At 62.6% G+C, this 25600-nt stretch carries 20 protein-coding genes, 1 pseudogene and 1 riboswitch; of the genes and pseudogenes, 7 read left to right on the top strand and 14 right to left on the bottom strand.

Annotation, left to right across the window (positions count from 1 at the left end; translation table 11 throughout):
* Window positions 1-51: 51 nt before the first annotated feature.
* Window positions 52-1092 (bottom strand): flagellar motor protein MotB, encoded by a 1041-nt coding sequence (gene motB / locus HX851_RS21920; RefSeq protein WP_177064497.1) that lies wholly within the window; start codon window positions 1090-1092, stop codon window positions 52-54.
* A gap of 3 nt (window positions 1093-1095) precedes the next feature.
* Window positions 1096-1947, bottom strand: a complete 852-nt coding sequence (motA, locus tag HX851_RS21915; RefSeq protein WP_177062754.1) for a flagellar motor stator protein MotA — start codon at window positions 1945-1947, stop codon at window positions 1096-1098.
* Window positions 1948-2157: 210 nt separating this feature from the next.
* Between motA and HX851_RS21910 the strand changes: the two genes are divergently transcribed.
* From HX851_RS21910 to HX851_RS21895, 4 genes are all read left to right on the top strand, one after another.
* The gene (locus HX851_RS21910) at window positions 2158-3696 is read left to right on the top strand and encodes an HDOD domain-containing protein (protein ID WP_177064496.1); all 1539 of its coding nucleotides are present in this window, start codon (window positions 2158-2160) and stop codon (window positions 3694-3696) included.
* Window positions 3697-3739: 43 nt separating this feature from the next.
* Window positions 3740-4555 carry a rhodanese-like domain-containing protein gene (locus HX851_RS21905; RefSeq protein WP_177064494.1) on the top strand — a complete coding sequence of 272 codons (816 nt, stop codon included), beginning with the start codon at window positions 3740-3742 and terminating at the stop codon, window positions 4553-4555.
* Window positions 4556-4573: 18 nt separating this feature from the next.
* Window positions 4574-5437 carry an archaetidylserine decarboxylase gene (asd, locus tag HX851_RS21900; RefSeq protein ID WP_177064492.1) on the top strand — a complete coding sequence of 288 codons (864 nt, stop codon included), beginning with the start codon at window positions 4574-4576 and terminating at the stop codon, window positions 5435-5437.
* A gap of 180 nt (window positions 5438-5617) precedes the next feature.
* Window positions 5618-7423 (top strand): cyclic-di-GMP receptor FimW-related protein, encoded by a 1806-nt coding sequence (locus HX851_RS21895; protein WP_177062758.1) that lies wholly within the window; start codon window positions 5618-5620, stop codon window positions 7421-7423.
* 147 nt (window positions 7424-7570) lie between these two features.
* On the opposite strand, the gene serB is transcribed toward HX851_RS21895, so the two are convergent.
* Window positions 7571-8785: a phosphoserine phosphatase SerB gene (gene serB / locus HX851_RS21890; RefSeq protein WP_177062759.1), complete on the bottom strand. Its 1215-nt coding sequence runs from the start codon at window positions 8783-8785 to the stop codon at window positions 7571-7573.
* A 132-nt stretch (window positions 8786-8917) separates the two neighbouring features.
* Between serB and HX851_RS21885 the strand changes: the two genes are divergently transcribed.
* The gene (locus HX851_RS21885; protein ID WP_177062760.1) at window positions 8918-10459 is read left to right on the top strand and encodes an AhpA/YtjB family protein; all 1542 of its coding nucleotides are present in this window, start codon (window positions 8918-8920) and stop codon (window positions 10457-10459) included.
* Between the two features lie 237 nt (window positions 10460-10696).
* Here HX851_RS21885 and HX851_RS21880 read toward each other — a convergent pair whose 3' ends face one another.
* From HX851_RS21880 to cpdA, 7 genes and pseudogenes are all read right to left on the bottom strand, one after another.
* A complete protein-coding gene (locus tag HX851_RS21880) occupies window positions 10697-11407 on the bottom strand; it encodes a PqiC family protein (protein WP_497563405.1) in 711 nt (236 codons plus the stop codon).
* A 176-nt stretch (window positions 11408-11583) separates the two neighbouring features.
* A complete protein-coding gene (parC, locus tag HX851_RS21875) occupies window positions 11584-13842 on the bottom strand; it encodes a DNA topoisomerase IV subunit A (protein WP_177062762.1) in 2259 nt (752 codons plus the stop codon).
* 10 nt (window positions 13843-13852) lie between these two features.
* Window positions 13853-13936: pseudogene (locus HX851_RS21870) on the bottom strand (TIGR02281 family clan AA aspartic protease); the annotation flags it as partial.
* A gap of 8 nt (window positions 13937-13944) precedes the next feature.
* Window positions 13945-14928 (bottom strand): esterase-like activity of phytase family protein, encoded by a 984-nt coding sequence (locus HX851_RS21865; RefSeq protein WP_177064490.1) that lies wholly within the window; start codon window positions 14926-14928, stop codon window positions 13945-13947.
* Complete coding sequence (gene parE / locus HX851_RS21860; RefSeq protein ID WP_177062764.1) at window positions 14928-16832, bottom strand: DNA topoisomerase IV subunit B; 1905 nt, start codon at window positions 16830-16832, stop codon at window positions 14928-14930. The genes HX851_RS21865 and parE overlap by 1 nt, the downstream gene beginning before the upstream one ends.
* 39 nt (window positions 16833-16871) lie before the next feature.
* On the bottom strand, window positions 16872-17480 hold the full coding sequence (locus tag HX851_RS21855; RefSeq protein WP_177062845.1) for a YqiA/YcfP family alpha/beta fold hydrolase: 609 nt from the start codon (window positions 17478-17480) through the stop codon (window positions 16872-16874).
* Between the two features lie 163 nt (window positions 17481-17643).
* Window positions 17644-18462, bottom strand: coding sequence for a 3',5'-cyclic-AMP phosphodiesterase (gene cpdA / locus HX851_RS21850; protein WP_177062765.1), 819 nt, complete (start codon window positions 18460-18462; stop codon window positions 17644-17646).
* 362 nt (window positions 18463-18824) lie between these two features.
* Here cpdA and HX851_RS21845 point away from each other — a divergent pair, with 362 nt between their 5' ends.
* A complete protein-coding gene (locus HX851_RS21845; RefSeq protein WP_177062766.1) occupies window positions 18825-19898 on the top strand; it encodes an IS630 family transposase in 1074 nt (357 codons plus the stop codon).
* Window positions 19899-19928: 30 nt separating this feature from the next.
* Here the strand turns inward: HX851_RS21845 and HX851_RS21840 are convergent, their stop codons facing one another.
* Complete coding sequence (locus HX851_RS21840) at window positions 19929-20384, bottom strand: DUF1249 domain-containing protein (RefSeq protein WP_177062767.1); 456 nt, start codon at window positions 20382-20384, stop codon at window positions 19929-19931.
* Complete coding sequence (locus tag HX851_RS21835; protein WP_177064488.1) at window positions 20375-20995, bottom strand: NUDIX domain-containing protein; 621 nt, start codon at window positions 20993-20995, stop codon at window positions 20375-20377. The genes HX851_RS21840 and HX851_RS21835 overlap by 10 nt, the downstream gene beginning before the upstream one ends.
* A gap of 209 nt (window positions 20996-21204) precedes the next feature.
* Between HX851_RS21835 and HX851_RS21830 the strand changes: the two genes are divergently transcribed.
* A complete protein-coding gene (locus HX851_RS21830; protein ID WP_177062769.1) occupies window positions 21205-21945 on the top strand; it encodes an RsiV family protein in 741 nt (246 codons plus the stop codon).
* On the opposite strand, the gene cytX is transcribed toward HX851_RS21830, so the two are convergent.
* Together cytX and thiC are read right to left on the bottom strand one after the other, a co-directional pair.
* Complete coding sequence (gene cytX / locus HX851_RS21825; protein WP_177064487.1) at window positions 21914-23203, bottom strand: putative hydroxymethylpyrimidine transporter CytX; 1290 nt, start codon at window positions 23201-23203, stop codon at window positions 21914-21916. The two genes, HX851_RS21830 and cytX, sit on opposite strands and share 32 nt — an antisense overlap.
* Before the next feature lie 224 nt (window positions 23204-23427).
* On the bottom strand, window positions 23428-25317 hold the full coding sequence (gene thiC / locus HX851_RS21820) for a phosphomethylpyrimidine synthase ThiC (RefSeq protein ID WP_177062771.1): 1890 nt from the start codon (window positions 25315-25317) through the stop codon (window positions 23428-23430).
* Window positions 25318-25461: 144 nt separating this feature from the next.
* A riboswitch (TPP riboswitch) is annotated at window positions 25462-25567 on the bottom strand.
* Window positions 25568-25600 lie beyond the last annotated feature (33 nt).

Below are 25600 nucleotides of genomic sequence, written 5' to 3'. Positions count from 1 at the left end.
CATGACAGAAACAACAAGGCCGCGATGATCGCGGCCTTGTTGTTTCTTGGCTTATGAGCCGGTCTTGGGCTTGCCCGGCTCGTCCATCTTCAAGACACCATCCTCGAAGATATTCAGCCGTTGTCGCACCTCATGGGCGGGCAGCGGTTGCTTGTCCGCCGGCAGCGCATTCGGGTCGGCTGGCACTTCGCCCGGCGCGCCCTGGCCCGGCGTCGGGACCGGAGCGGGCTTGTCGTCATCGGCGCCCTGCTCACCTTCGATGGCCTTCTGCGCCTTCTTGGTCAGCACGACGATATCGATGCGCCGGTTGACCGGGTTGAACGGGTTGGCCTTGTCGAACAACGACGACGAGGCATAACCCACCACCCGCGCCACTTGCGTATCCGGATAAGTACCCGCCACCAGGGCCCGACGGGCCGCGTTGGCGCGATTGGCCGACAGTTCCCAGTTACCGAAGTCGCCCGTGCCGGAGTATGGCTTGGCATCGGTGTGACCGCTGATGCTGATCTTGTTCGGCACCGCCTTGATGGTGTCGGCCATGGCCAGCAGGATGTCTTCGAAATAAGGCTTCAGGCGCGCACTGCCGGAGTCGAACATCGGCCGGTTTTCCGCGTCCATGATCTGGATGCGCAGGCCGTCCGGGGTGATCTCGAACTGGATCTGATCCTTGAACTTCTGCAACTCGGGGCTTTCGTCGACCTTCTTGTGCAGTTCCTGCAGCAGCAACTCCAGGCGCTCTTTCTCCACCTGTTCAGCCATGCTCTCGACCTGATCGGTGTCGACCGTGATCTTGTCCGGTTGCGGCTGGGATTTGACTTCCGGATTGAGGGTCTTGTCCGGTGCCAGCACCGGTGAACCGCCCAGGTCGATGATGTAGGGCGTACCGCTCTCGGAGAAGCCGATCGGGTCCTTGAAGTAGCCGGCGATGGCGATCTTCTGTTCCGGGGTCGCGGTGGACAGCAACCACAGCACCAGGAAGAACGCCATCATCGCCGTCGCGAAGTCGGCGAAGGCGATTTTCCAGGCGCCACCATGATGCCCGCCGGCAAAGCGCTTGACGCGCTTGATAATGATCGGCTGATTGTTTTCCATGACTCAGCGACCGCGAACCGCTTGTTCCAGCTCGGCGAAGCTGGGACGGTGCTTCGGATACAGGACCTTGCGCCCGAATTCCACCGCCAGCGAAGGCGGCATGCCGGAAGCCGAGGCCACCAGGGAAGCCTTGATCGCTTCGTAGATGTTCAGCTCTTCCTTGGCATCATGGGTCAGGGAAGTCGCCAGCGGGCCGAAGAAACCATAGGCCGCGAGAATACCGAAGAAAGTACCCACCAGGGCCGCGCCCACGTGCAGGCCGATGGACTTCTGGTCGCCCTCGCCGAGGGAGGCCATGGTCACCACGATCCCCAGTACCGCCGCGACGATACCGAAGCCGGGCATCGCGTCGGCGATACCGGTCACCGCATGGGCCGGATGCTCCAGCTCTTCCTTCATGCTGAACAGTTCCATGTCGAACAACCCTTCCAGCTCATGGGGAGCCATGTTGCCGGAGGACATGATGCGCAGGTAATCGCAGATATAGGCGGTCATGCGCTCGTCTTTGAGCACGGCCGGGTACTTGGCGAAGATAGGGCTGGCGGCGGCGTCTTCGATATCGCCTTCAATCGCCATCATGCCTTCACGACGGCTCTTGTTGAGGATCTCGTAGATCAGCCCCAGCACCTCGAGATAGAAGGTGTGGGTAAAGCGCGAACTGAACATGCCCAAGGATTTCTTGATCACGTGCATGGTCATGTAGCCGGGGTTGGCCTGCAGGAACGCACCGAAGGCCGCACCACCGATGATCATCACCTCGAAGGGCTGGATCAGGGCGGCAATCTTGCCGTGGGAAAGCACGTACCCGCCGAGCACGCTCGCGAATACGACGATGATGCCGATAATTTTAGCCATAGGTAGAGAGCACTTACTGAGTCGGGTTCAAGGTCATATTCGGAAGTTAATAAATCTCTTCTTCTCCTTATCGGCGAATCTGCGCCAGACTATAGCCAGTTCAGGCGAAAAGCCAGAAAACCGGCCATGTGCCAGCAACTCCGGCCGATTACGCAGCGCCTGCCCAGCCCTTTACGGGCCTGTTTACAGTGATGATGATCGCGCTCTGATATGGCTAACGAAACGACTGTCTCCACACCGACACCCAACACGTTGCAGGGCTGGATCAAGCTGCTGCAAGCCGTGCGCCTGCCCGTTCCCCAGGACAGTCATGACCGCGTCTGCCGGGCCATCCGCGACAGCCGCAGCTCGTTGCGTGACATCGCCGAACTGATGCAGGACAGCCCCGCGCTGGCACTGAGCGTGATCTGCGAAGCCAACCATCACACCCACGGCAGCATGACCGAGCCGGCCGAGAATCTCGAGGTGGCGATCAATCGCCTTGGCCTCAAGCGCACCGAAGAGTTGCTCGAACGCCTGCCCGCCAGGCCCCCGGAAGAAATCCCGGTGGCCCTGCGGCAACTGCAATTGATCAGCCAGCACGCCACCCAGCAGGCCAACGGCCTGTTCGCCGCACGCCTGGCGCGACTCTGGCAGGACATCCACTGGGGCAGCCTGCTGTTTCTCTCGCCCCTCTGGCCGCTGGCGCTGACCCATCCGAAGCTCCTCGAAAACTGGGAACTGCGGGTGCTGCACAAGCACGAACCGGCCGCCACCGTCGAACGGGAACTGTTCGGTATCCGCCTGCTGGAGTTGTGCCAGGGCCTGGCTGACATCTGGCGCCTGCCGGTGTGGGTGACCCAGGGTTATCAGTTGCTGCTCAGCGAACAGCGCACCCTGGCCAGGGTCCTGCATATCGCCCGCGACAGCGATAATCGACTGCGTCAGCAACAGCAACTGGACGCCGATCCGGAACTGCGCCGCTGGCTGAACCAGCCGGCCAATACCGTCCTGTTGGCCAATGGCCTGGCACTCGCGGCGCAACAAGCCTGGGACAGCCCGCACTGCCTGCGCTGGCAACTGCTGTCGAGCCTCTACCTGCAACAGCCGATGGACGAGTTGCAACAACAGATCCACCAGCAGGCGGCCCAGAGTGCCAACCAGCATTCGATGGAGGATCTCTGGCATCCGGCCGAAGCCCTGATCTGGCCCTGGCATGTCCGGCGCGTGCATGCCGGCCTGCTACCAGCCACGGCGCCCACCACCGAGGCGCTGGGCACCTGGCGCAAACACTGTGCGCAACTGCTGGCCGAGCCCGGTCGCTTCACCAATGCCATGCACTTGACCACCGTCGCCCGCGATGCCCTGGTGGCGTGCGGCATGCGCCGCGTGATGATCCTGATGGCCGACCGCAGCCACAGCGCACTGCGGGTCAACCAGATCGCCGGTCTGCCGAAAGAAGCCGCCAACCTGATTCTCCAGGTGGCCCAGAGCACCGTCTTGCAGCGCCTGCTCAGCCAGCCGGCGCAGATTCGCCTGACGCCGGCCAACAACGCCCAGTTCTCCGCACTGCTGCCCGGCAACCTGCGCGCCCAGTTCCCCGGCGAGCACCTGCTGTTGCGCTCCTTGAGCAACAATGGCCGGGTGATCATGCTGATCATGGCCGACCAGGAAGGCGGGCCACTTTCGGAAATCACCGTGCAAGCCTTCGGCAAGACCGCCCAGTGCATCGAGAAGGCCCTGCAGACCTTTACCAACCGCAGCGCCTGAAGCTTGCGCTACAATCCTCCCTTTTGCGTCCAGGAGACCTCACATGCCTGACTTCTCTGGCTTGCCGCTGGTGATCGAGCCCAGCGACCTGCTGCCGCGCCTCGACACGCCCGGGCTGATCCTGGTGGACCTGACCAGCAGCGCCCGCTATGCCACCGGGCATATTCCCGGCGCACGCTTCGTCGACCCCAAGCGCACCCAACTGGGCCAAGCGCCCGCACCGGGATTGATGCCACCGCAGGCGTCGCTCGAAGCACTGTTCGGCGAGCTGGGCCACAATCCGGATGCGGTCTACGTAGTCTATGACGATGAAGGCGGCGGTTGGGCCGGGCGTTTTATCTGGCTGCTGGATGTCATCGGCCACAGCCGTTACCACTACCTCGACGGCGGCCTCCTGGCCTGGCTGGCCGACAGCCTGCCGGTGTCCACCGACACCCCGGCTGCGGTCGGCGGTCCGGTGGCACTGACCCTGCACGACGGGCCGACGGCCACCCGCGATTATCTGCAGTCGCGCCTGGGCGCCGCCGACCTGGCGATCTGGGATGCCCGCGGCCCGCTGGAGTATTCCGGTGAGAAGGTCCTCGCCGCCAAGGGCGGGCATATTCCCGGCGCCGTGAATTTCGAATGGACCGCCGGCATGGACCAGGCCCGCAGCCTGCGCATCCGCAAGGACATGCCGGAGATTCTCGACAGTCTGGGGATCACCCCGGACAAAGAAGTCATCACCCACTGCCAGACCCATCACCGCTCCGGCTTCACCTACCTGGTGGCCAAGGCGCTCGGTTATCCGCGCGTCAAAGGTTATGCCGGCTCCTGGGGCGAATGGGGCAACCACCCCGACACCCCCGTAGAGATTTGAGATTTCCAAGGACCCTTGATGAAAAAGCGTTTGTTCATCCTCAGCCAGTACCTGCTGCCCCATCACCTGCTGTCGCGCCTGGCCGGCTGCATCGCCGAATGCCGCGTGCGCTGGTTCAAGAATGCCTTCACCGCCTGGTTCGCCAAGCGCTACCAGGTGGACATGTCCCAGGCGCTGGTTGAAGACCTGAGCGCCTACGAGCACTTCAATGCTTTCTTCACCCGCGCCCTGAAAGAAGGCGCCCGGCCCCTGGACCAGACGCCGGGTTCGATCCTCTGCCCGGCGGACGGTGCCGTCAGCCAGCTCGGCCCGATCGAACATGGCCGGGTGTTCCAGGCCAAGGGCCACAGCTACAGCGTCCTCGAACTGCTGGGCGGCGATGCCACTGTCGCCGCGCCATTCATGGGCGGTGATTTCGCGACGATCTACCTGTCGCCCAAGGACTATCATCGGGTGCACATGCCACTGGCCGGCACCCTGCGCGAAATGGTCTACGTGCCAGGCCGGATCTTCTCGGTCAACCAGACCACCGCCGAAAACGTCCCGGAACTGTTCGCCCGCAACGAGCGTGTGGTCTGCCTGTTCGATACCGAGCGCGGCCCGATGGCCGTGGTGCTGGTCGGGGCGATGATCGTCGCCTCGATCGAAACCGTCTGGGCCGGACTGGTGACACCGCCCAAGCGCGAGCTGAAGAGCGTGCGTTATGACGAAGCCGCCCGCGCGCCGATCCACCTGGAAAAAGGTGCCGAGCTGGGACGCTTCAAACTGGGCTCCACGGCTATCGTGCTGTTCGGTCCGGAGCAGGTAAAATGGGCCGAAGGCCTGGTGGCCGGTTCACCGGTGACCATGGGCCAGGGCTTGGGCCTGCCCCGGGAAGCCTGAGCCACGGGTGACCCTTGCCGGGTCCACCCGCCGGACAAAGAGTCGCAGCCTGATCCGACCGACAGGGCTGCGGCCTCTCCGTATTGCTGCTAGAGTCGTGGCATTATATTGCCACCAATCTTTTGTCACCCCGCCAACGGATGGCGCCTGTATGTTTCTTTGCTGGAGCTGGCCCGCTACATGAGTAATCCGAGTCCTCACCTGTTGTTGCGCGCCCCAACGCCCACGCAGCTGAGCTTGTCCTTCTGCGATGGAACACCGCGCGATCTGAAGCGTTGGATCGCCGAACTGCCGAAAGCCAATCTCGGAGAAACCGCGCGCCTGCTGTATCAGGGGCTGGGCGAACTCAACCAGTTGCTCACCCCCAGCGAAAACCGCCTGCAGTTGCTCGAACTGCTGCGCCCCGAGGTGTATTACGTCTGCAAGCACCTGGAGCGGCACTTCCTCAATCAGTCCATCGTCCTCGATGAGCGCCCGCGCAAGGTCGCCAATCTCTGCCAGGCCCTGCAGAACCATCTGGCCATCGGTTACAAGCAGATCGCGATGCGTGTCGCCTCGCGTTTCAGCAAGGACCGCACGGCACTGATGACCATGGCCATACAACGGGCCCTGCACTGCCTCAACGGTCCGCTGATCCGCGCCAGCCAGCTGTATTGCCCGGTACCGGAAAGCCTGTGGTTCGAGGTCCACCAGCTTTACCAACTGGCCATCGCCCATCAGGTGCAAGGCAACCCGGTACGCGACGAACTGGCCAGCCAGACCCAGTCGCTGACCATCGAGCAGACCTATATCGTCGCATTGCTGCTGGGCTGTTCGCGCAGCAACCAGATGCGCCAGAACAACATCGCCCGCCTGGCGGAAGTCCTCGAACCCTGGAGCGCGCTGGTCAAGCTGCAGGACGCCGGTCTGCCATCGAGCCTCTTCGCCATCGCCCCCGGCGCCGATGCCCCGCCGCGCTACACCTCGCTGTTCCTCGACGAGCAGTTGCCGGGCCTGATGGGCATCAACACTCTGCCGCTGGTCGAGGCCATGAAGGATTACCTCGAACTGGCCGCCGACCAGCGCGGCCAGTCACGCCTGCTGGTGCCCGCCGGCTTTAGCCTGGACACCCTGCAGCACCTTTGCGCGGCCTGGGGCGAAGCCGCCGAACGCACCTTCCAGCGCACGCCGGGACAGGGCGAATTGACGCTGTGTATCGGCATGAGCGCACTGCACTACTACCTGGGCGGACAGCGCTCCTTCAGCGAGATCCTCAAGCGCCCGGTCGCCAGCCGCGCGGCGCATTTCACCGCGCAAATGGCCAACAGCGCGGAAAAGGACAGCTGGACACTCGCCTTCGATGCCGAACGCCACGGCAGTGCCGATACCCTGCTGCCCTACGAGGAAATCCAGTATCACCCCACGGAGACCGAGGTCAGCCAGGCCGCGGCCAACAGCGCCGAGGACTTCCCGACCTTCGGCCTGCAGATCATCAACCACAGTCCCGGCGGCTATTGCCTGGCGTGGCCCAGGGAAGTACCCGGCCAGTTGCAGGCGGGAGAACTGGTGGGCATCCAGGATTCGACGTCCCAGGGCTGGAGTGTCGCGGTGGTGCGCTGGATTCGCCAGGTCCGCAGCGGCGGCACGCAGATGGGCATCGAGCTGGTGGCACCCCATGCCCAGCCCTGTGGCCTGCAACTGGTACGCAGCAGCGAAGAAAGCAGTCAGTACCTGCGCGCCCTGCTGCTGCCGGAAATCAGTGCCATCGGCATTCCCGCCACCCTGCTCGCGCCGCGCCTGCCATTCCAGGAGGGCCACAAGGTGATGATCAACACCAACGGCGACGAACGCCGTGGCGGGCTGAACAAACGCCTGGCCAGCACCGGCAGTTTCAATCAATTCGAATATCGTTTGTTCGAACAGCCGGTCGCGGTCAAGAACGAATCGGCGGCGGGCGGTGCAGCGGGACACGAAGAAGATTTCGGCTCGCTGTGGAAAACCCTGTAGGCCAAGATCGATGATCGTTCCCACGCTCCGCGTGGGAGTGCAGCCCGTGACGCTCCGCGTCACATCAACGGCGGACGCGGAGCGTCCAGTGAGGCATTCCCACGCAGAGCGTGGGAACGATCATCGCCGGCAAGCCGGCTCCCACAATCAGTCCCGCCCTTCGCGATCGCGGAACCCCAACAGGTACAACACCCCATCCAGCCCCAGGGTGGAAATCGCCTGCTTGGCCGACTGCCTGACCAGCGGCTTGGCACGGAACGCCACACCCAACCCGGCAATCGCCAGCATCGGCAGGTCGTTGGCGCCATCGCCGACCGCAATGGTCTGCTCCAGACGCAGGCCTTCCTTGTGGGCCAGTTCGCGCAGCAGGTCAGCCTTGCGCTGGGCGTCAACGATCGGCTCGATGGCGAGCCCCGTGCACTTGCCGTCGACCACTTCCAACTCGTTGGCAAACACGTAGTCGATACCCAGTTTTGCCTGTAATTGCCGGGCGAAATAGGTGAAGCCGCCCGAGAGGATCGCGGTCTTGTAGCCCAGGCGCTTCAACTCGGCGAACAGGGTCTCGGCCCCCTCGGTCAGGCGCAGCGAAGCACCGATCGAATCCAGTACGCTCACGTCCAGCCCCTTGAGCAACGCCAGGCGCTCCTTGAAGCTGGCGCGGAAGTCCAGTTCACCGGCCATCGCCCGCTCGGTAATCGCCGACACCTGCTCACCCACGCCCGCCGCCTTGGCCAGTTCGTCGATGACTTCGGCCTCGATCAGCGTCGAGTCCATGTCGAACACCGCCAGGCGCCGGTTCCGCCGGAACAGCGAGTCTTCCTGGAAGGCGATATCGACATTCAGCTCCTGGGCCACGCTGAGGAACTCGGCGCGTAGCGCCTGCGGGTCGGCCGGTTCGCCACGGACCGAGAACTCGATGCAGCCCTTGCCCTGGTCGACCGGGGTGTCCAGCGGCATGCGTCCTGACAGGCGGTCGATATGATCGATATTCAGGCCGTATTGCGCGGTGATCGAACTGACCCGCTGCAACTGCTCGGCCGTGACCTTGCGGGTCAGGAGGGTAACGATATGGCGCTTCTTGCCCTGGCCGTCGACCCAATGCTGGTAATCGGCTTCCGACACCGGGGTAAAGCGTACCTGCTGGTCGAGCTTGTAGGCGGTGAATAGAATATCCTTGAGCACCGACGAGGCCTGCTCGGTGCTCGGGATTTCAACCAGGATGCCAAACGACAGGGTGTCGTGGATAACCGCCTGACCGATGTCGAGAATGTTCACACCACCTTGTGCCAGCACGCCGGTAATGGCCGCGGTGAGACCCGGACGGTCCTCACCGGTGATGTTAATCAGGACGATTTCGCGCAAAGCGCACCCCCGTTCGTTAAAAAAGTCGCATTCTACTCACTTTCAGTGACCATCGGCACCGCCAGCGCTTTGCCGGTCTAGGGCCTCTCGCTATACTGCGCGTCAACTTCACGGACAAAAGAGCCGCGCTCAGTGAACCGGCCCACGCCAGTCAAAACCGATAACTTCTTCCTGCTGATCTTCCGGGCATTGCGTCACCGCCGTGTACCGCTTGCATTGCGTATCGCCAGCCACAACGTGATTCTCGTCGCGCTGGCACTGGTCATCTACGCCTGCGTGATGGGATTGCAGTTCAAGGAGGCCATGCACCAGCAGGCCGACGCCCTCGGCCAGAGCCTGACCACCCAGACCGCCACGTCCGCGACCGAGCTGCTGGTGTCCAACGACATCCTCAGCCTCAACGTGCTGCTCAACAACCTGACGAAAAACCCGCTGGTGGCCCATGCGGCGATCTACAGCGTCGACAACCGGATCCTCGCCGAGGCCGGCCAGCGCCCGAAAAGCGGCCTGCTGGGGGAGACCGAAGGGGTCTACCAGACCAGGATCACCTTCCAGGACGTGACCGCCGGCAACCTGCGGATCAGCCTGGACATGGCCCAGTTCCAGCAGCCGATGACCATCAGCCTGCAAAGCATGGGCATTCTCAGCGCGATCCTGCTGGCCCTGGCCCTGGCCCTGAGCCTGCGCCTGGGACGGCATATCTCCACGCCGTTGCTGCAACTGCGGGTCTGGCTGCGGGACATGGACGAGCACACCCCGGCCACCCAGCGCCAGGACGAAATCGGCGACCTCGCCCGCCAGTTGCACTCGCGTTTTGCCCCGGTCAAGCCGGAACCCGAGCCCGAACCGGAAATCGACTACGACGAGAGCGACTACGAGGAAGAGCCAGACGAACCGGCCTTCCAGGTCCGCAACCTGCGTGATCCGAGCTTCGATGAAAGCGCAGCGGTCCCGGCGCCCAAGCCGGCACCACGGCATATCGTCAGCACCGCCGAAGACGATCTGGACCTGGATGAAGAAGACCCGTTCGCCGACCTGCGGGAAAGCCCCCGCGCCGCGGCAACCGTCGCGCCCAAGCCGGTCGTGCCCGCACAACCCCAGCACAGTGCCGTGCTCGCGGTACAACTGGGTGCCCAGGATCAGTTGCGCCGCCTGCCACGGGCGCGCCTGACCGAACTGCTGGAGCGTTATCGCGACTGCCTGGACCAGGCCGCCTCGCTGTACCAGAGCGAACTGCACACCCTGAATGACGGCAGCACGCTGATGCTGTTCCATACCGAGGACAGTGGCGACGACTACCTGACCAACGCTATCTGCTGCGGCGAATTGCTCAGGGCGCTGGGTCACCAGCTGCAGATCGAAGTCGCCGACAGCGGCATCACCCTGCAACTGCAGCTTGGCCTTACGTTGGGAGACGAGCTGTTCGGCATGAGCCAGATCGACCTGCTCCTGACCGAAACCGCCCAGGATGCCCTGGCGCTGTCACAGCACAGCCGCAACCTGCTGCTGGTCGAACGACAGATCAGCGACGATCCGCTGATCCGCCAGCGCGCGCGTATCCGTCCGATTGCCAGCCCTGAAGGCGCTTGCTGCGTGGAACGCCTGATGGAGCCTTACCCGTCGATGCTCGAACGCCAACTGGCGCGGATGCACGAGACAAGGGCCAAAAGCTGATCGACGATCGGTAGGAGCCTGGCTTGTGTAGGAACTGGCTTGTGTAGGAACTGGCTTGTGTAGGAGCTGGCTTGCCAGCGATGAAGCTCTTGAGCCATGCGGCGCCCGTTCGGACGCCATCGCCGGCAAGCCGGCTCCTACAGGGGGCGCATTCGGCCTTGATTGAACAGTACTACGCGTCGATACGGGCTTGTTGTCCGGGCGCCTGATCTTGAATGCAGGCCTCAAACCAGGGCCTCAGAAGCGAAACACTTCCATATCCGTGCGGATCGGCGAAGCCATCGGGATCTTCGGTTTCTCCGGTTCAGCCTGCTTGGCAGGTGCCGCCGTGGCAGCAGGCTTGCGTACTTCCACCAGGGGTGGCTGGTTGGCCAACGGCTTGAGCGCCACGCTCATCTGTTCGGCCAGGCGCTGCAACAGCTCGCCCTGGGCCTGGACCTGCGCCGCCGAGGTGCCGACGTGTTGCTGTTCGAGGTGGACGATGCGGTTGTCGCGCACCTGCCCACGCCGATCGAGCAAGCGCCATTGCGCGTCCAGGATCGCCGGTTGCTTGGCACCGGAGTCCAGGCGGGTGATCGACAGCAGTACCTGCACATCCGGCGTCGTGCCCGGCGTCGCCGGCGACAGCACCACGCGCTGGCTATCCAGGCGCCAGGCCAGTTGCCGAACCAGCAACTGATTGATGTCCGAGGACAGGCTGCCCGCCCAGCGGCCATCGGTCGCCGCCGTCAGGCTGCCATCCGGCTGGCGTTGCAGCAGGGTTTCGCGTTGCAGGTAATCAGCCAGGGACACGGGCCCCAGGACCACGGACATGCCCGTGCTTTGTTGAGGTTGGCCCGGCGTGCCACTGTCCAATTGATACAAAGAAACCGGTTGGTGAACGCTGCAGCCGGCCAAACCGAGCACACCGGTGAGCAGCAACATAAAAGGAAGGCGCAGAACAGTCATCATCCCATCCAGGTGGCCGCCACAAGGCATGCCACAGTCTGATCCAGAAAATTCGTTTGGGCACACCGCCACGCGAGCACCCAAGAGGCGCATATCATCCGTGAATATGCGCCGTGACTCCAGTGTTGCAGCGTCGATCCTGCGGTAAAAAGCTAGGACAAACGCTCTAAACCGGCTTAATTGCCAGCTTCTACCAATAACGCATCGACCCGCTGGAAGCCCCGCGGCAGTTTATTGCCCCGTCGCCCACGCTCGCCCTTGTAGTGCTCCAGGTCGTCGGCCTTGAGCGACAAGGTACGTTTGCCGGCCTGCAGCACCAGCGTCGCACCGTCCGGGATCACCGCCAGGTCGGTGACGTACTCTTCACGGCTGGCGACCCGCTCACCAGGAACACCGATGATCTTGTTGCCCTTGCCCTTGCCCAGTTGCGGCAGGTCGCTGATCTTGAAGATCAGCAGACGACCTTCGGTGGTCACCGCCGCCAACCAGTTCTGCTCGCGGTCAGCCACCGGCTTGGGCGGCATCACCCTGGAACCGTTGGGCAGGCTCAACAATGTCTTGCCCGCCTTGTTCTTGGCCTGCAGGTCCTCACCCTTGACCACGAATCCATATCCGGCATCGGAGGCGATGACATACAAGGCCTCGTCTTCCGGCAACAGCACGCATTCGAAGCTCGCGCCCGGTGGCGGTGTCAGACGACCGGTCAGTGGTTCGCCCTGGCCACGTGCCGACGGCAACGTGTGGGCCGCCACCGAATAACTGCGACCGGTGGAGTCGATAAAGACCGCAAACTGGTTGGAACGCCCCGCTGCCGAGGTTTTGAAGCCATCACCGGCCTTATAGGACAAACCGGTGGCGTCAATATCATGGCCTTTTGCACAGCGAACCCAACCTTTTTCCGACAAAACGACTGTTACCGGCTCAGTGGGCATCAGTTCGTTTTCCGACAGCGCCTTGGCTTCGGTACGGGAAACGATCGGCGAACGACGGTCATCGCCATAGGTTTGCGCATCGGCCAGCAGCTCGGTACGCACCAGTTTCTTCAATTTGGTTTCGCTGGCCAGCAGCGCTTGCAGCTTGGCCTGCTCCTTGAGCAGCTCATCCTGCTCGGAGCGCAACTTCATCTCTTCCAACCGCGCCAACTGGCGCAAACGGGTATCGAGGATATAGTCGGCCTGGATCTCGCTGAGGGCGAAACGCTCGATCAACTTGGCCCGCGGGTGTTCCTCGGTGCGGATGATATGGATCACTTCATCCAGGTTGAGGTAGGCGATCAGCAAGCCGTCCAACAGGTGCAGGCGCTTCTCGACCTTGTCCAGGCGGAACTTCAGGCGGCGCCGGACGGTGTTGACCCGGAACTCCAGCCACTCCACCAGCAAGGTGCGCAGGTTCTTCAGTTGTGGCTTGCCATCCAGGCCGATGATATTGATGTTGACCCGGTAGCTGGATTCCAGATCGGTGGTGGCGAACAGATGCTGCATCAGTTCATCGAGATCGATCCGGTTGGAACGCGGAATGATCACGATCCGGCAGGGATGCTCGTGGTCGGATTCGTCCCGCAGGTCGGCGACCATCGGCAGCTTCTTGGCCTGCATCTGCGCGGCGATCTGCTCCAGCACCTTGGCCCCCGAGACCTGATGCGGCAGGGCATGCACGACGATATCGCCGTCTTCGATGCGATAGACCGCGCGCATGCGCACCGAACCGCGGCCGGTTTCATAGATCTTCAGCAGGTCGGCTTGCGGGGTGATGATCTCCGCTTCGGTCGGATAATCCGGACCCGGAATGAACTTGCACAATTCTTCGACGGTGGCCTTGGGCTCGTCCAGCAGGTGCACACAGGCGTTGGCCACTTCCCGCAGGTTGTGCGGCGGCACATCGGTGGCCATGCCCACGGCGATACCGGTGGTGCCGTTGAGGAGGATATTCGGCAAACGTGCCGGCAATACGGCGGGCTCGTCGAGGGTGCCGTCGAAGTTCGGCACCCAGTCCGCGGTGCCCTGGCCCAGTTCACTGAGCAGCACTTCGGAATAGCGTGACAACCGCGATTCGGTATAACGCATGGCGGCGAAGGACTTCGGATCATCCGGCGCACCCCAGTTGCCCTGGCCATCCACCAGTGTGTAGCGATAGCTGAACGGCTGCGCCATCAGCACCATGGCTTCGTAGCAGGCCGAATCGCCGTGGGGGTGGAATTTACCGAGCACGTCACCGACGGTCCGCGCGGACTTCTTGTGCTTGGCGTCGGCATCCAGCCCCAGCTCACTCATGGCGTAGACGATCCGCCGCTGTACCGGTTTCAGGCCGTCGCCGATATGCGGCAGTGCACGGTCCATGATCACGTACATGGAGTAGTTGAGGTAGGCCTGTTCGGTGAAGTCAGCCAATGACCGGCGTTCTACGCCATCCAGGCTGAGATCAAGGGAGTCGCTCATGCGGGCCTCATCAGTTCGTAGTCTGGCGCAGCAGCAAAGTGCCGCTACGCTGGGTGAGTTCAGGTTTTTTCAAAGCACTCATGTCCAACAACACCGACTGGCTCATGACCCGCCGCTCCAGCCACCTTCCGGCGCGGCGAAGCGCCAGACAATCGGTCGGGCCTCTCCATCGGCACGAGCCCCGTTGTTGTTATCCAGGCCGATCCAGGCCCCCTCGGCGTCGACCACCAGGGCTTCGGCCAGGCCGTAGTTCTGTGGGTAAAGGCGCGGAGCGGTCAGTGCCTCGGCGGCAAACGACCAGCAGTGCTCGACCTGCCCGCTACGCGCATCGCGCCGGCAGACCCGGTAGGCATTGCGTTCCAGGGTGAACAGCTTGCCGTCGAACAATGACAGATCGGCAAAGTCCCGGGTGGCCGCCTTGGCCTTGGGAAACTGCGGCGGCTGCATCTCGCGACCGCCCTCACTGAGCAGCACGCAGGCGCCATCGCAATCCCACACCGTCTGCTGGCGCTTGACCAGCAACAGGCCACGGCGCTCGCGCTCGGCCGCCAGCCAGAGGCGATCACCCTCCGGGCTGACGGCCAGGCCTTCGAAAATCGCATTAAAATGCAGCAACATGCCACTGCCCCGCGCCTGGCGTACCAGGTTCGGAGTGATTTTCAGCCATTCCGGCGCGCCGCTCTCGGGCACCTTCAATACCGCCGCATGGGCTTCGCTGACGATATAGCGGTTACCCGCGTCATCACAGCTCACACCCTCGAAATCCAGCTCGCCCCCACGCACGAACGAAGCCGCCCAGGTGCGTACCTGCAAGCCCCAGGGCAAACCGCTGGCCGGAACCGACGGCACTTCCAGGTGCACGCCTTCGGCCTGCCAGACCCGGTTCGAGGTATCCAGCCGGTAGAGCCGATCGTCGTCGCGGTCCGAGACCGTCCACAAGGTCTTGCCGCACAGCGCCAACCCGGACAGGTTGCCGCCACGCATGCCTTCGACCGGATGCTCGGACAACAGCTTGAGCTCTGTGAGCGAAGCGGCGAACGCCGGCCAGGCGACCAGCAGCAACAGCGCCGCAAGGGCTCTGCGCATCAGGCCAGGACCTCCGCCAGGTCGCCCTTGGATTCCAGCCAGCTCTTGCGGTCGCCGGCGCGTTTTTTCGCCAGCAGCATGTCCATCATTTCCGAGGTCGCCTCGAAATCGTCCAGGGTCAACTGCACCAGGCGCCGGGTGTTCGGATCCATGGTGGTTTCGCGCAATTGTGGCGGGTTCATTTCACCCAGGCCCTTGAATCGGGTGACCTGCGGCTTGCCACGTTTCTTCTCGGCCACCAGGCGGTCGAGAATACCGTCGCGCTCGGCCTCGTCCAAGGCATAGAAGATCTCCTTGCCGAGGTCGATCCGGTACAATGGCGGCATCGCCACGTAGACGTGACCGGCATCCACCAGCGGGCGGAAATGCTGGACGAACAAGGCACAGAGCAGCGTCGCGATGTGCAGGCCGTCGGAGTCGGCGTCGGCGAGGATGCAGATCTTGCCGTAGCGCAGCTGGCTCATGTCCGCCGCGCCCGGATCGACGCCGATGGCCACGGCGATATTGTGCACTTCCTGGCTGGCGAGCACTTCGCTGCCGTCGACTTCCCAGGTGTTGAGGATCTTGCCGCGCAACGGCAGGATCGCCTGGAACTCCTTGTCCCGTGCCTGCTTGGCCGAACCACCGGCGGAATCCCCTTCCACCAGGAACAGTTCGGAGCGCATCGGGTCCTGGCCGGCGCAGTCGGCCAGCTTGCCCGGCAACGCCGGCCCCTGGGTGATGCGCTTGCGTTCGACCTTCTTGCTGGCCTTCAGGCGTCGGCCGGCGTTGTTGATCGCCAGTTCGGCCAGTTGCATGCCCAGCTCGGGGTTGGCGTTGAGCCACAGGCTGAAGGCGTCCTTGACCACCCCGGAGACAAATGCCGCGGCTTCACGGGACGACAGGCGCTCCTTGGTCTGCCCGGAGAACTGCGGCTCCTGCATCTTCATCGACAGGACAAAGGCAATCCGCTCCCAGACGTCTTCCGGCGCCAGCTTCACACCACGCGGCAACAGGCTGCGGAACTCGCAGAACTCGCGCATGGCGTCGAGCAGGCCCTGGCGCAGGCCGTTGACATGGGTACCGCCCTGAGCCGTGGGGATCAGGTTGACGTAGCTTTCCTGGACACTGTCGCCACCCTCGGGCAGCCACAGCAGGGCCCAGTCCACCGCTTCCTTGTTACCGGCCAGGCTGCCGCAGAACGGCTCGTCCGGCAGGCGCTCGAAGCCGCTGACCGCATCCACCAGGTAGGAACGCAGGCCGTCTTCATAATGCCACTCGACCTTCTCGCCGGTGGCCTTGTCCTCGAAACTGACCAGCAGTCCCGGGCACAACACCGCCTTGGCCTTGAGCACATGCTTGAGGCGGCTGACGGAGAATTTCGGCGAATCGAAATACTTCGGGTCCGGCGCGAAATACACACTGGTGCCGGTGTTGCGCTTGCCGACGGTGCCGACCACTTCCAGCTCGGTGGCCTTGTAGCCGTCGGCGAAGGTCATCTGGTATTCGTTGCCATCACGCTTGACCCGGACCCGCACCTGGGTCGACAGGGCGTTGACCACGGAGATGCCCACGCCGTGCAGGCCGCCGGAGAACTGGTAGTTCTTGTTGGAGAACTTGCCGCCGGCGTGCAACTTGGTGAGGATCAGCTCGACACCGGACACACCCTCTTCCGGGTGGATATCCACCGGCATGCCGCGTCCGTCGTCGGACACTTCCAGGGAATGGTCGGCGTGCAGGATGACCTGCACCGACTTCGCATGCCCGGCCAAGGCTTCGTCGACGCTGTTGTCGATGACTTCCTGGGCAAGGTGGTTCGGCCGACTGGTGTCGGTGTACATGCCCGGGCGTTTGCGCACCGGGTCGAGGCCCGAGAGGACTTCGATGGCGTCTGCGTTATAAGAGCTAGCGCTGGGAGTGGCCATGGGGTCTCGTCATCAGTCGTCTATGAATAGGGGTCATTCTCAAAGTACAGAGAAATCGATCGCTTGGTACTTATCGGCACCGATGCCGGCAAAGCTCAACAACGCCGGCATTTTTTCGGCAAAGCCCTGGAAACCATGGTCGCCGCCCGCCTGGATACGCAAGGCACACGCCCGGTAATACTGTTGTGCCGCGCGATAATCAAGGGTTTCATCGGCCGTTTGCAACCATACCTGAAATCGTTGCGGGTCCCGGGGGGCCGGCACTTCCAGTTCGGCCAGGGCCGTCACGTGGTCGAGGGTCAGCTCCCAGGTTTCGCCGCTGTAGAGGTTCTGCTGCGGGCCGAGATGGCCGTCGAACATCCGGTGCGGGCTGACCGCCGGGTTGACCAGCAGGGCCTTCAGGCCATGGCGCTCGGCCAGGTGAGTCGCATAGTAGCCGCCGAGCGAGCTGCCGACCAGCAGCGGACGACCGAGTTCGGCAATGGCGGCTTCCAGCTGAGGCATGGCCTGGCGCGGATGATGGTGCAGCGCCGGGACCCGCAATTGCTCGCCCAGGCCCAGGCGGGTCATTACCGCGATCAGTTGCGTGGCCTTCCGCGACTCGGGCGAGCTGTTGAAACCGTGGATATAGAGGATCGAACCGGTCATCTCGTTGCTCTTCATAAGCAGGCTCTCCATAGACTGGCGCGACCTTGCTCAGGTCGCCCGGCTGCTCAAGGCGCCCGACACCGCGCAGGCAAAGACGCGCAGTTTAGCCTGAGTCCGAGGCCATGACTCGCCCTGAGATATTTCCTACCGATATTGGAGAAGCTCAGTAACCGGTGCCGCCGTAATCGACATTGAAATCGAAGCCCTGCACCCGCGAAACACCGGTATCCAGCCGTCCGTCCGGATGCAGGCGCAACCAGCGGTAGCCCGGCGCCTTGTCGTCGACCTTGAAGTCCTCGCTGCCCGGCGCGAACTGCACGCAGGTCGAGGGCGAGGCCAATAGCCGCACATCATTGCGCTGTTGGTCGAATTCCTGGTGGATATGCCCCCAGAGCAGCGCCCGGACCTGGGGGAAGCGGTCCAGCACGGCGAACAGCGCCTCCGGATTGCGCAGGCCGATCGGCTCCATCCAGGCGCAGTCGATGGACACCGGATGATGATGGAAGCAGATCAGGTGGTGGCGTTGCGGCGCCTCGCTCAAGGACTGCACCAGCCGTTGCAGTTGCTCGTCCTGCAGATAACCCGGCACCGAACCCGGCACGGCGGAATCCAGCAGGGTCACGCGCCAGTTGCCGATATCCACCACGGCCTCCAGCAGGTCGCTGTGGCTGGCCGCCTCGGCCATTTCCCGCAATTCGTCGTGATTGCCCGGGAACCAGCGGGCCGGCGCCGGGATGCGCCCGCTCATCTGGCGAAAGCACTGATAGGACTCCAGCGTACCGTCCTGGGACAGGTCGCCGCTGGCCAGCACCAGGTCGACCCGAGGCTGTTCGGCCAGGACACAATCGATCACCCGTTGCAGGCTCTCACGGGTGTTCATGCCCAGCAGCGTACCGTCCGCCTCGGCAAACAGATGGCTGTCGGACAGTTGCACCAATAGCACCGAATCCGTGGTGGTCGACTGAGTGGCTACGCTCGACAAGGCGCTCTCCCGGGAAGTACTGGCTGGACCGTTTTGAACCGGTTCGTTCAAAACCGCGTTGGGCGCAATTATGGTCGGGGAACTTGCAAAGAGGAAATGGCTGAAACAGGGCACAGTTCACATTTAGCCGGATACAACCCAGGCTCCGTGCGAAAACTCGCCGAGCGCCGATCAGGCGAGGCAAAAATAAGTGGGCAAGCGGAGTGTAGGGCCCTGAATGAGTATTGCGAGCGTGTTTTTAACGCCGCATGAGCGTCGCGCAGGCAGTTTTCGTACCGAGCCCAGCGTGGTGTTTCGCAAGTACCATGGAAAACTTGGTCTATGCTCCATAGAAACCCACTCATCAAGAGTTGCGTATCGACATGGGCCGACCAGCAACTGTTATCACTCTTTCTGAAACTGAAAAAGCGGAACTGCTACGCCGTATCAAGCTTCGCAAGGGCGCCCAGGATGCATGCCTGCGCGCCAAGATAATCCTTGCCTGTGCGGCCGGCGAGTCAGGGAACGACATTGCTCAGCGCCTGGGCACCAGCAAAGATGTGGTGTCACGATGGCGCCAGCGTTTCTCTAAATTGGGATTGTTAGGTTTGAATGATGAACCGCGCTCCGGTCGGCCACGCACCATTTCGGATGAGCAAGTTCAGCAAGTGGTGAATCAGGTATTACAAAGTAAGCCCGACGATTCCAGCCACTGGAGTACGCGCCGTATGAGCCGCGAGACGGGCCTCTCTCCAGCCAGCATCATGCGCATTTGGCACGCGTTTGGAATTAAGCCGCACCTGGAAAAGACCTTCAAACTTTCCACAGATCCTTTGTTTGTCGACAAGGTTCACGACATCGTTGGTCTGTACTTGAATCCGCCCGAAAGGGCACTGGTGCTGTGCGTTGATGAGAAGAGCCAGATTCAGGCCTTGAACCGCACACAGCCGGGATTACCGCTCTCACCAGGCAACCCAGCAACTCGCACGCACGATTACAAACGGCATGGAACAACCTCTCTGTTCGCTGCTCTGGATGTGGCAACAGGTGAAGTCATCGGTCGGTTGAAGCGCCAGCATCGCAGCACTGAGTTCCTCGCCTTTCTGAAAGAAATCGATGCATCAGTCCCTGATGACATGCCGATTCATCTGATCATGGATAACTACGCAACGCACAAAACCGACAAAGTCAGAGCGTGGCTTGCGGCACGTCCGCGCTACAACATCCACTTCACGCCGACTTCCGCCTCTTGGCTGAATTTGGTCGAGCGTTTTTTCTCAACGTTAAGCGAGAAGTGGATCAAGCGACAGGCGCACGTTAGTGTAAAAGATCTGGAAGCTTCGATTGAGCACTATCTGGAGACCTACAACCAGCACCCGAAACCGTTCAGGTGGCACAAAAAGGCCGAAGACATTCTCGCCTCAGTAGCTCGCGCAGCACGAGCGTTAGGTGCGTGATTTTTTCACCGGTACTTGTGAAACACCAAACTAGCGTACGGCTTCGAATTCATGGCCGCAGGCCAGACAGTGGCTCAGCCACTCTCCGAGGAACACATTGAGCTGGGCCTTCTCGTCCGGCTGGTGCATGGCCGCGTTCGGATACGGATAGATGCTGCGAAAACGTCGGGCATGTTCGGCGCTGATCACCTCGGCCATGCGCGCATCGTGATAGACCTGCACCTGCAGTTCCGGCACCGGCAACCAGGGCAGGCTGTGCTCCTGGCGAACCAGCAGGGTGGTGGTATAGGGGTTGTCCTGCAGAACCTCCAGCGCCAGTACACCGAGCATCTGCTCGCCCTGGGTCACGGCGATCCGCCGGGCACGCTGCTGCTGGTCGCGCATCTCGGGCAACAGACGCATCAGGCGGGCATAGTTCGCCTCGCAGGCCGCCTGCAGCCCGACCAGATCGACCCGATAACGTTCACGCAGCAGACTTACGACCATAACCCCCTCACTTCAGCGCGATTCAGTGCCAGCCATTGCAAGGCAATGATCGACGCCGCATTGGCAATTCGCCCGTCACGCACGGCCTGCAAGGCATCCTCGAACGCCCAGACCGTTGCCCGGATATCTTCACTCTCCTCCACCAGGCCATACAGGCCGCCAGCCCCCTCGGTCTCGCAGCGCCCCAGGTACAGGTGGACGAATTCATTACTGCCGCCCGGCGATGGAAAGTACCGGGTGATCGGCCACAGGGCCTGCAGATTCAGGTCAGCTTCCTCCTGCGCCTCGCGCCGAGCAACCTCTTCCGGTTGTTCATCCTTGTCGATCAGACCGGCGACCAGTTCGACCATCCATGGATTGTCGGCATTACCCAGCATGGCGCCCACGCGGAACTGCTCCAGCAGGACCACTTCATCGCGCCGGGCATCGTAAGGCAGGACGCAGACCGCATCGTGGCGCACGAATACTTCGCGAGTGATCTCCTTGCCCATGCCGCCGGCGAAGAGCTCATGGCGCAAATGCAGGCGATCGAGCTGGTAGAACCCCTTGAAGCAGTTCTCCCGCCGGATGATCTCGACGGTCGTCGGACTGGCCTTGATGGTATCGCTCATGCTGATCCTCTTTGCTTTGGCGGCGAGGCTCCCCCTCGACTTCGCGCCATCCTAACGCGCCGACACCTGCCGATGCAGCCCCTTTCCCATCGCCGGGATAGACGGCTGGCCCTGAAACCTACTCTAATCAGCTTAGTGGCGAACCGAGTACGCTGCTGAGAGTCGAAGCCCGATCACTTTGGCCTTTCTTTCGCTGATGAAGGACGTACATGTCGTTTCTAAAAATCACCTCACTGACCTGCATCGCCCTGACCCTGGGTGCCTGCCAGAGCCTGTTCCCGCCCGCCGTGCAGAAACCGCTGGAGTTCAAGGCTGACGCTTTCGAACAGATCAAGCCGGGCTGCGACGGTGCCGATTGCCCGCTGGTGAATATCGATACGGTGCACTTTCCGAGCGAGCCGCAACTGGACGGGCTGATCGAGCGCAGCCTGCTGCAGATGGCCCGGACCTCGCCCGATGCACCGTTGCCGCCTTCGCTCAAGGTCTATCAGGAGCAGTTCCTCGCCACCTCGGCCAACCGCTACGGCAGCTACTTGCAGGCCAAGGTACGCGAGCAGCATGACGGCTTGGTGATCATCGAGTTGTCCAGCTACCTGGACGATGGCAGTGCCCACGGCATGCCGGGGCGCGGCTTCATCACCTGGTCACGCCAGGAGCACAAGGCCCTGAACCTGCAGGACATGCTGCTGCCGGGCCAGGAAGAGGCCTTCTGGAAGCTGGCCAGGGTCGCCCACAACAGCTGGCAGATCGGCACCCGGGCGGACCAGGACTTCATCCGCGCCTGGCCCTTCCAGAAAACTCCGAACGTCACCCTGGCCAGCGATGGCGTGATCCTCAAGTACAACGTGATGACCATTGCCCCTTACGCGATGGGCCTGATCGAGCTGAAGATCGACTATTCGCGCCTCAATGGCATCCTCAGGCCCGAGCGGTTTCCCGTCCGTAAGTGAAGGCCTTGCCCAGCAGCAGTTGCAACAGCCCTGCCAGTACCAGTGACGGCAGGGTCGCGCCCAGGTCCGGGTAGAGATTGGCCAACAGGTGATAGGTGCTGACGCCACCCAGCCAGGCCAGCAATGCCGGCCAGCGCAGCAGCGATGAGGCCACCTGGGCACTGCGCCGGCGCAGGATGAAGTGATCCACCAGCACCACGCCGAACAACGGCGCGAACACCGAGCCGATCAGCAACAGGAAGTTCTGGTACTGCGCCAGCGGCGCGAAGCAGGCGATCAGGGTACAGATCACGCCGATGCCCAGGGCCAGGTGCTCGACCTTCAGGCGCAACAGGATGCCGCTGGATACCGCCGCCGAGTGGATATCGGCAAAGGCGTTTTCCGATTCGTCGAGCAGGATCAGCAGCAGCGGAATACCCAGCCCTGCGCCCGCCAGGGCCAGCAGCAAGGCATTGACCTCGCCACTCGGCGCAAAGGCCAGGGTGTAGGCCACGCCCAGGCTCATCAACCAGAAATTGCCGATAAAGAAGCCCAGCGCCGTACCGCCGAAGACGCTTTTTGCGCGCTTGCCGAACCGCGAATAGTCGGCAATCAGCGGCAGCCAGGACAAGGGCATGGCAATCGCGATATCGAAGCCCACGGCAAACGGCATCGAACCGTCACCGGCCTGGGCCCACAAGGCGCCCAGATCGGTCTTGGCAAACAGGTTCCAGGTCAGCCACAGGCAGGCCGCCAGCAACAGCCAGATCCCCCATTTGCGCAAGATCCTGCGCACGAAGGTCAGGGGACCGCTGACTGCCAGCAGGGTCGCCAACGCGCCGAAGACCAGGGTCCACAGCAACGGATTGGCCAGCAGGCTGCCCTCGCTGAATGCCCGGGTGCCGAGCAGGCTCGCGGCATCGCGCATGACGATGATTTCGAACGAACCCCAGCCCACCAGTTGCAGCAGGTTGAGGATCGCCGGCAGGCTGGCGCCGCGCTGGCCGAGGGTGAGCTTCAGGGCGGCCATGGACGCCAGGCCGGTATCACTGCCGATCACGCCGACGGCGGCCAACAGCAGCACGCCCACCGCCGTGCCGAGAAAAATCGCCAGCAACGAACCGGACAGGCCCAGGCCCGGCGCCAGCAGGGCACCGGTCTGCAGGACCATCAGGCCGATACCGAGGGAGAACCACAGGGAAAACAGATCACGCGCGCCGAACACACGCTTGTCGGCGGGGACCGCGAGATCGGGGGAGTAGGTGCTGGGAGTGTTCAAAAGGGTTATCTCAAGAGAAGCAAAACTTCTGCAATATAGACGGACCTGTGGCGAGCGGGCTTGTCGGAACGCCGCACCGCCGCTCTGGGGCGCGAAGCGGCCCTGGAATCAGCGCCTTCATTGTGTCAGGCAGAACGCAGTCACAGGTTTTAGGGGGCTGCGCCCCCAGCGCGGGCAAGCCCGCTCGCCACAAGGTGCGGCTCCCATCCCTGGAGCCGGCCCGATCAGACTTTCTGGTACAACTGGCTGCCTTCGCGCTTGAAGCGCTCGGCCTGTTCCGCCATGCCCTGGGCGGCGTCCACATCGACCGCTTCGATTCGCTGGTTGGCCGCATATTCACGGACTTCCTGGGTAATCTTCATCGAGCAGAACTTCGGCCCGCACATGGAGCAGAAATGCGCGACCTTGGCCGAATCCTTCGGCAGGGTCTCGTCGTGGTACGAGCGCGCGGTGTCCGGGTCCAGGCCCAGGTTGAACTGGTCCTCCCAACGGAACTCGAAACGCGCCTTGCTCAAGGCATTGTCACGGATCTGCGCGCCCGGATGGCCCTTGGCAAGGTCGGCGGCATGTGCGGCGATCTTGTAGGTGATGATCCCGGTCTTCACGTCATCCTTGTTCGGCAGGCCCAGGTGTTCCTTGGGCGTGACGTAGCAGAGCATGGCGCAACCGAACCAGCCGATCATCGCCGCACCGATGCCGGAGGTGATGTGATCGTAGCCCGGGGCGATGTCGGTGGTCAGCGGGCCGAGGGTGTAGAACGGCGCCTCGTCGCAGCACTCCAACTGCTTGTCCATGTTCTCCTTGATCAGTTGCATCGGTACGTGGCCCGGGCCTTCGATCATGCACTGCACGTCGTGCTTCCAGGCGATCTTGGTGAGCTCGCCCAGGGTCTCCAGCTCACCGAACTGCGCCTCGTCGTTGGCGTCGGCAATCGAGCCCGGACGCAGGCCGTCGCCCAGCGAGAAGCTGACGTCGTAGGCCTTCATGATTTCGCAGATTTCGTCGAAATGGGTGTAGAGGAAGTTTTCCTTGTGATGGGCCAGGCACCACTTGGCCATGATCGAACCGCCGCGAGAAACGATGCCGGTGACGCGCTTGGCGGTCATCGGCACGTAGCGCAGCAGCACGCCGGCGTGGATGGTGAAGTAGTCGACGCCCTGCTCGGCCTGTTCGATCAGGGTGTCGCGGAACAGCTCCCAGGTCAGGTCCTCGGCCACGCCGTTGACCTTTTCCAGTGCCTGGTAGATCGGTACGGTACCGATCGGCACCGGCGAGTTGCGGATGATCCACTCGCGGGTTTCATGAATGTGCTTGCCGGTGGACAGGTCCATGACCGTGTCCGAACCCCAGCGGATGCCCCAGGTCAGCTTGGCCACTTCTTCCTCGATGGAAGAGCCCAGGGCGCTGTTGCCGATATTGCCGTTGATCTTCACCAGGAAGTTGCGGCCGATGATCATCGGCTCCAGCTCCACGTGGTTGATGTTGGCCGGGATGATCGCGCGACCGCGGGCGATTTCCTCGCGGACGAACTCGGCGGTGATCTCTTTCGGGATGCTCGCGCCGAAGCTGTGGCCGGCGTGCTGCTGCTTCAACAGGCCGGCGGCGCGGGCCTCTTGCAGCTTCATGTTTTCGCGGATGGCGACGTATTCCATCTCGGCGGTGATGATGCCCTGGCGCGCGTAGTGCATCTGGCTGACGTTGGCCCCGGCCTTGGCCCGGCGCGGGTTGTTGACGTGGGCGAAACGCAGCTTGGTCAGTTCGGGATCGGCGAGGCGTTCCTGACCGAAGTTCGAGCTCAGGCCGCTCAGGCGCTCGGTGTCGCCACGGTCGTCGATCCACGCCGAACGCACATCGCCCAGGCCTTTACGCACATCAATCACCACGTTGGGATCGGTGTAGGGACCCGAGGTGTCGTAGACCGTCACCGGCGCGTTGATCTCGCCGCCGAAGTCGGTCGGGGTCACGTCGAGGCTGATTTCGCGCATCGGCACGCGGATGTCCGGGCGCGAGCCCTGCACATAGATTTTTTGCGAACGGGTGAAGGGCTGCACGGATTGCTCGTCGACCTTGGCGGAATCGCTGAGGTTCGCTGCATCTCTCAATTTTGTACTCATCACGGCTCTCCAGACGGTATCCAGGGGATTGTCGGGACGAACCTGAAGGCACGGACGCACCAAGGCTGGTGCTGTGCTCTGTCCTCGCGAACGCTGTTCGATTGTCGAACAACATCCCGGACGGAGCACAAGAGGACTCGCCGGGGGACGAGAAATCTTGTTCCCTACGCAGGCGCTAACCTGATCAGGTTCAACGGGATCCGGAATTATCCGATCTCAGCCCCATAGCAAGGCACCCCGACAAGAACGGGCCGAGTGTAGACCAAGAGTGCGACATAACGCC

It is taken from the genome of Pseudomonas gingeri (assembly GCF_013385635.1).
Classification (GTDB): Bacteria; Pseudomonadota; Gammaproteobacteria; order Pseudomonadales; family Pseudomonadaceae; genus Aquipseudomonas; species Aquipseudomonas gingeri_A.
This window is presented reverse-complemented; position numbering and strand designations above follow the sequence as displayed.

Bases quoted from the DNA above. Each gene is read 5' to 3' on its own strand.
- HX851_RS21835 (WP_177064488.1), bottom strand. From the start codon at position 20,995: ATGAGCGATACCATCAAGGCCAGTCCGACGACCGTCGAGATCATCCGG.
- HX851_RS21840 (WP_177062767.1), bottom strand. From the start codon at position 20,384: ATGGTCGTAAGTCTGCTGCGTGAACGTTATCGGGTCGATCTGGTCGGG.
- HX851_RS21910 (WP_177064496.1), top strand. From the start codon at position 2,158: ATGGCTAACGAAACGACTGTCTCCACACCGACACCCAACACGTTGCAG.
- motB (WP_177064497.1), bottom strand. From the start codon at position 1,092: ATGGAAAACAATCAGCCGATCATTATCAAGCGCGTCAAGCGCTTTGCC.
- parC (WP_177062762.1), bottom strand. From the start codon at position 13,842: ATGAGCGACTCCCTTGATCTCAGCCTGGATGGCGTAGAACGCCGGTCA.
- motA (WP_177062754.1), bottom strand. From the start codon at position 1,947: ATGGCTAAAATTATCGGCATCATCGTCGTATTCGCGAGCGTGCTCGGC.
- HX851_RS21895 (WP_177062758.1), top strand. From the start codon at position 5,618: ATGAGTAATCCGAGTCCTCACCTGTTGTTGCGCGCCCCAACGCCCACG.
- HX851_RS21855 (WP_177062845.1), bottom strand. From the start codon at position 17,480: ATGACCGGTTCGATCCTCTATATCCACGGTTTCAACAGCTCGCCCGAG.
- HX851_RS21830 (WP_177062769.1), top strand. From the start codon at position 21,205: ATGTCGTTTCTAAAAATCACCTCACTGACCTGCATCGCCCTGACCCTG.
- asd (WP_177064492.1), top strand. From the start codon at position 4,574: ATGAAAAAGCGTTTGTTCATCCTCAGCCAGTACCTGCTGCCCCATCAC.
- HX851_RS21905 (WP_177064494.1), top strand. From the start codon at position 3,740: ATGCCTGACTTCTCTGGCTTGCCGCTGGTGATCGAGCCCAGCGACCTG.
- HX851_RS21845 (WP_177062766.1), top strand. From the start codon at position 18,825: ATGGGCCGACCAGCAACTGTTATCACTCTTTCTGAAACTGAAAAAGCG.
- HX851_RS21880 (WP_497563405.1), bottom strand. From the start codon at position 11,407: ATGACTGTTCTGCGCCTTCCTTTTATGTTGCTGCTCACCGGTGTGCTC.
- thiC (WP_177062771.1), bottom strand. From the start codon at position 25,317: ATGAGTACAAAATTGAGAGATGCAGCGAACCTCAGCGATTCCGCCAAG.
- HX851_RS21865 (WP_177064490.1), bottom strand. From the start codon at position 14,928: ATGCGCAGAGCCCTTGCGGCGCTGTTGCTGCTGGTCGCCTGGCCGGCG.
- parE (WP_177062764.1), bottom strand. From the start codon at position 16,832: ATGGCCACTCCCAGCGCTAGCTCTTATAACGCAGACGCCATCGAAGTC.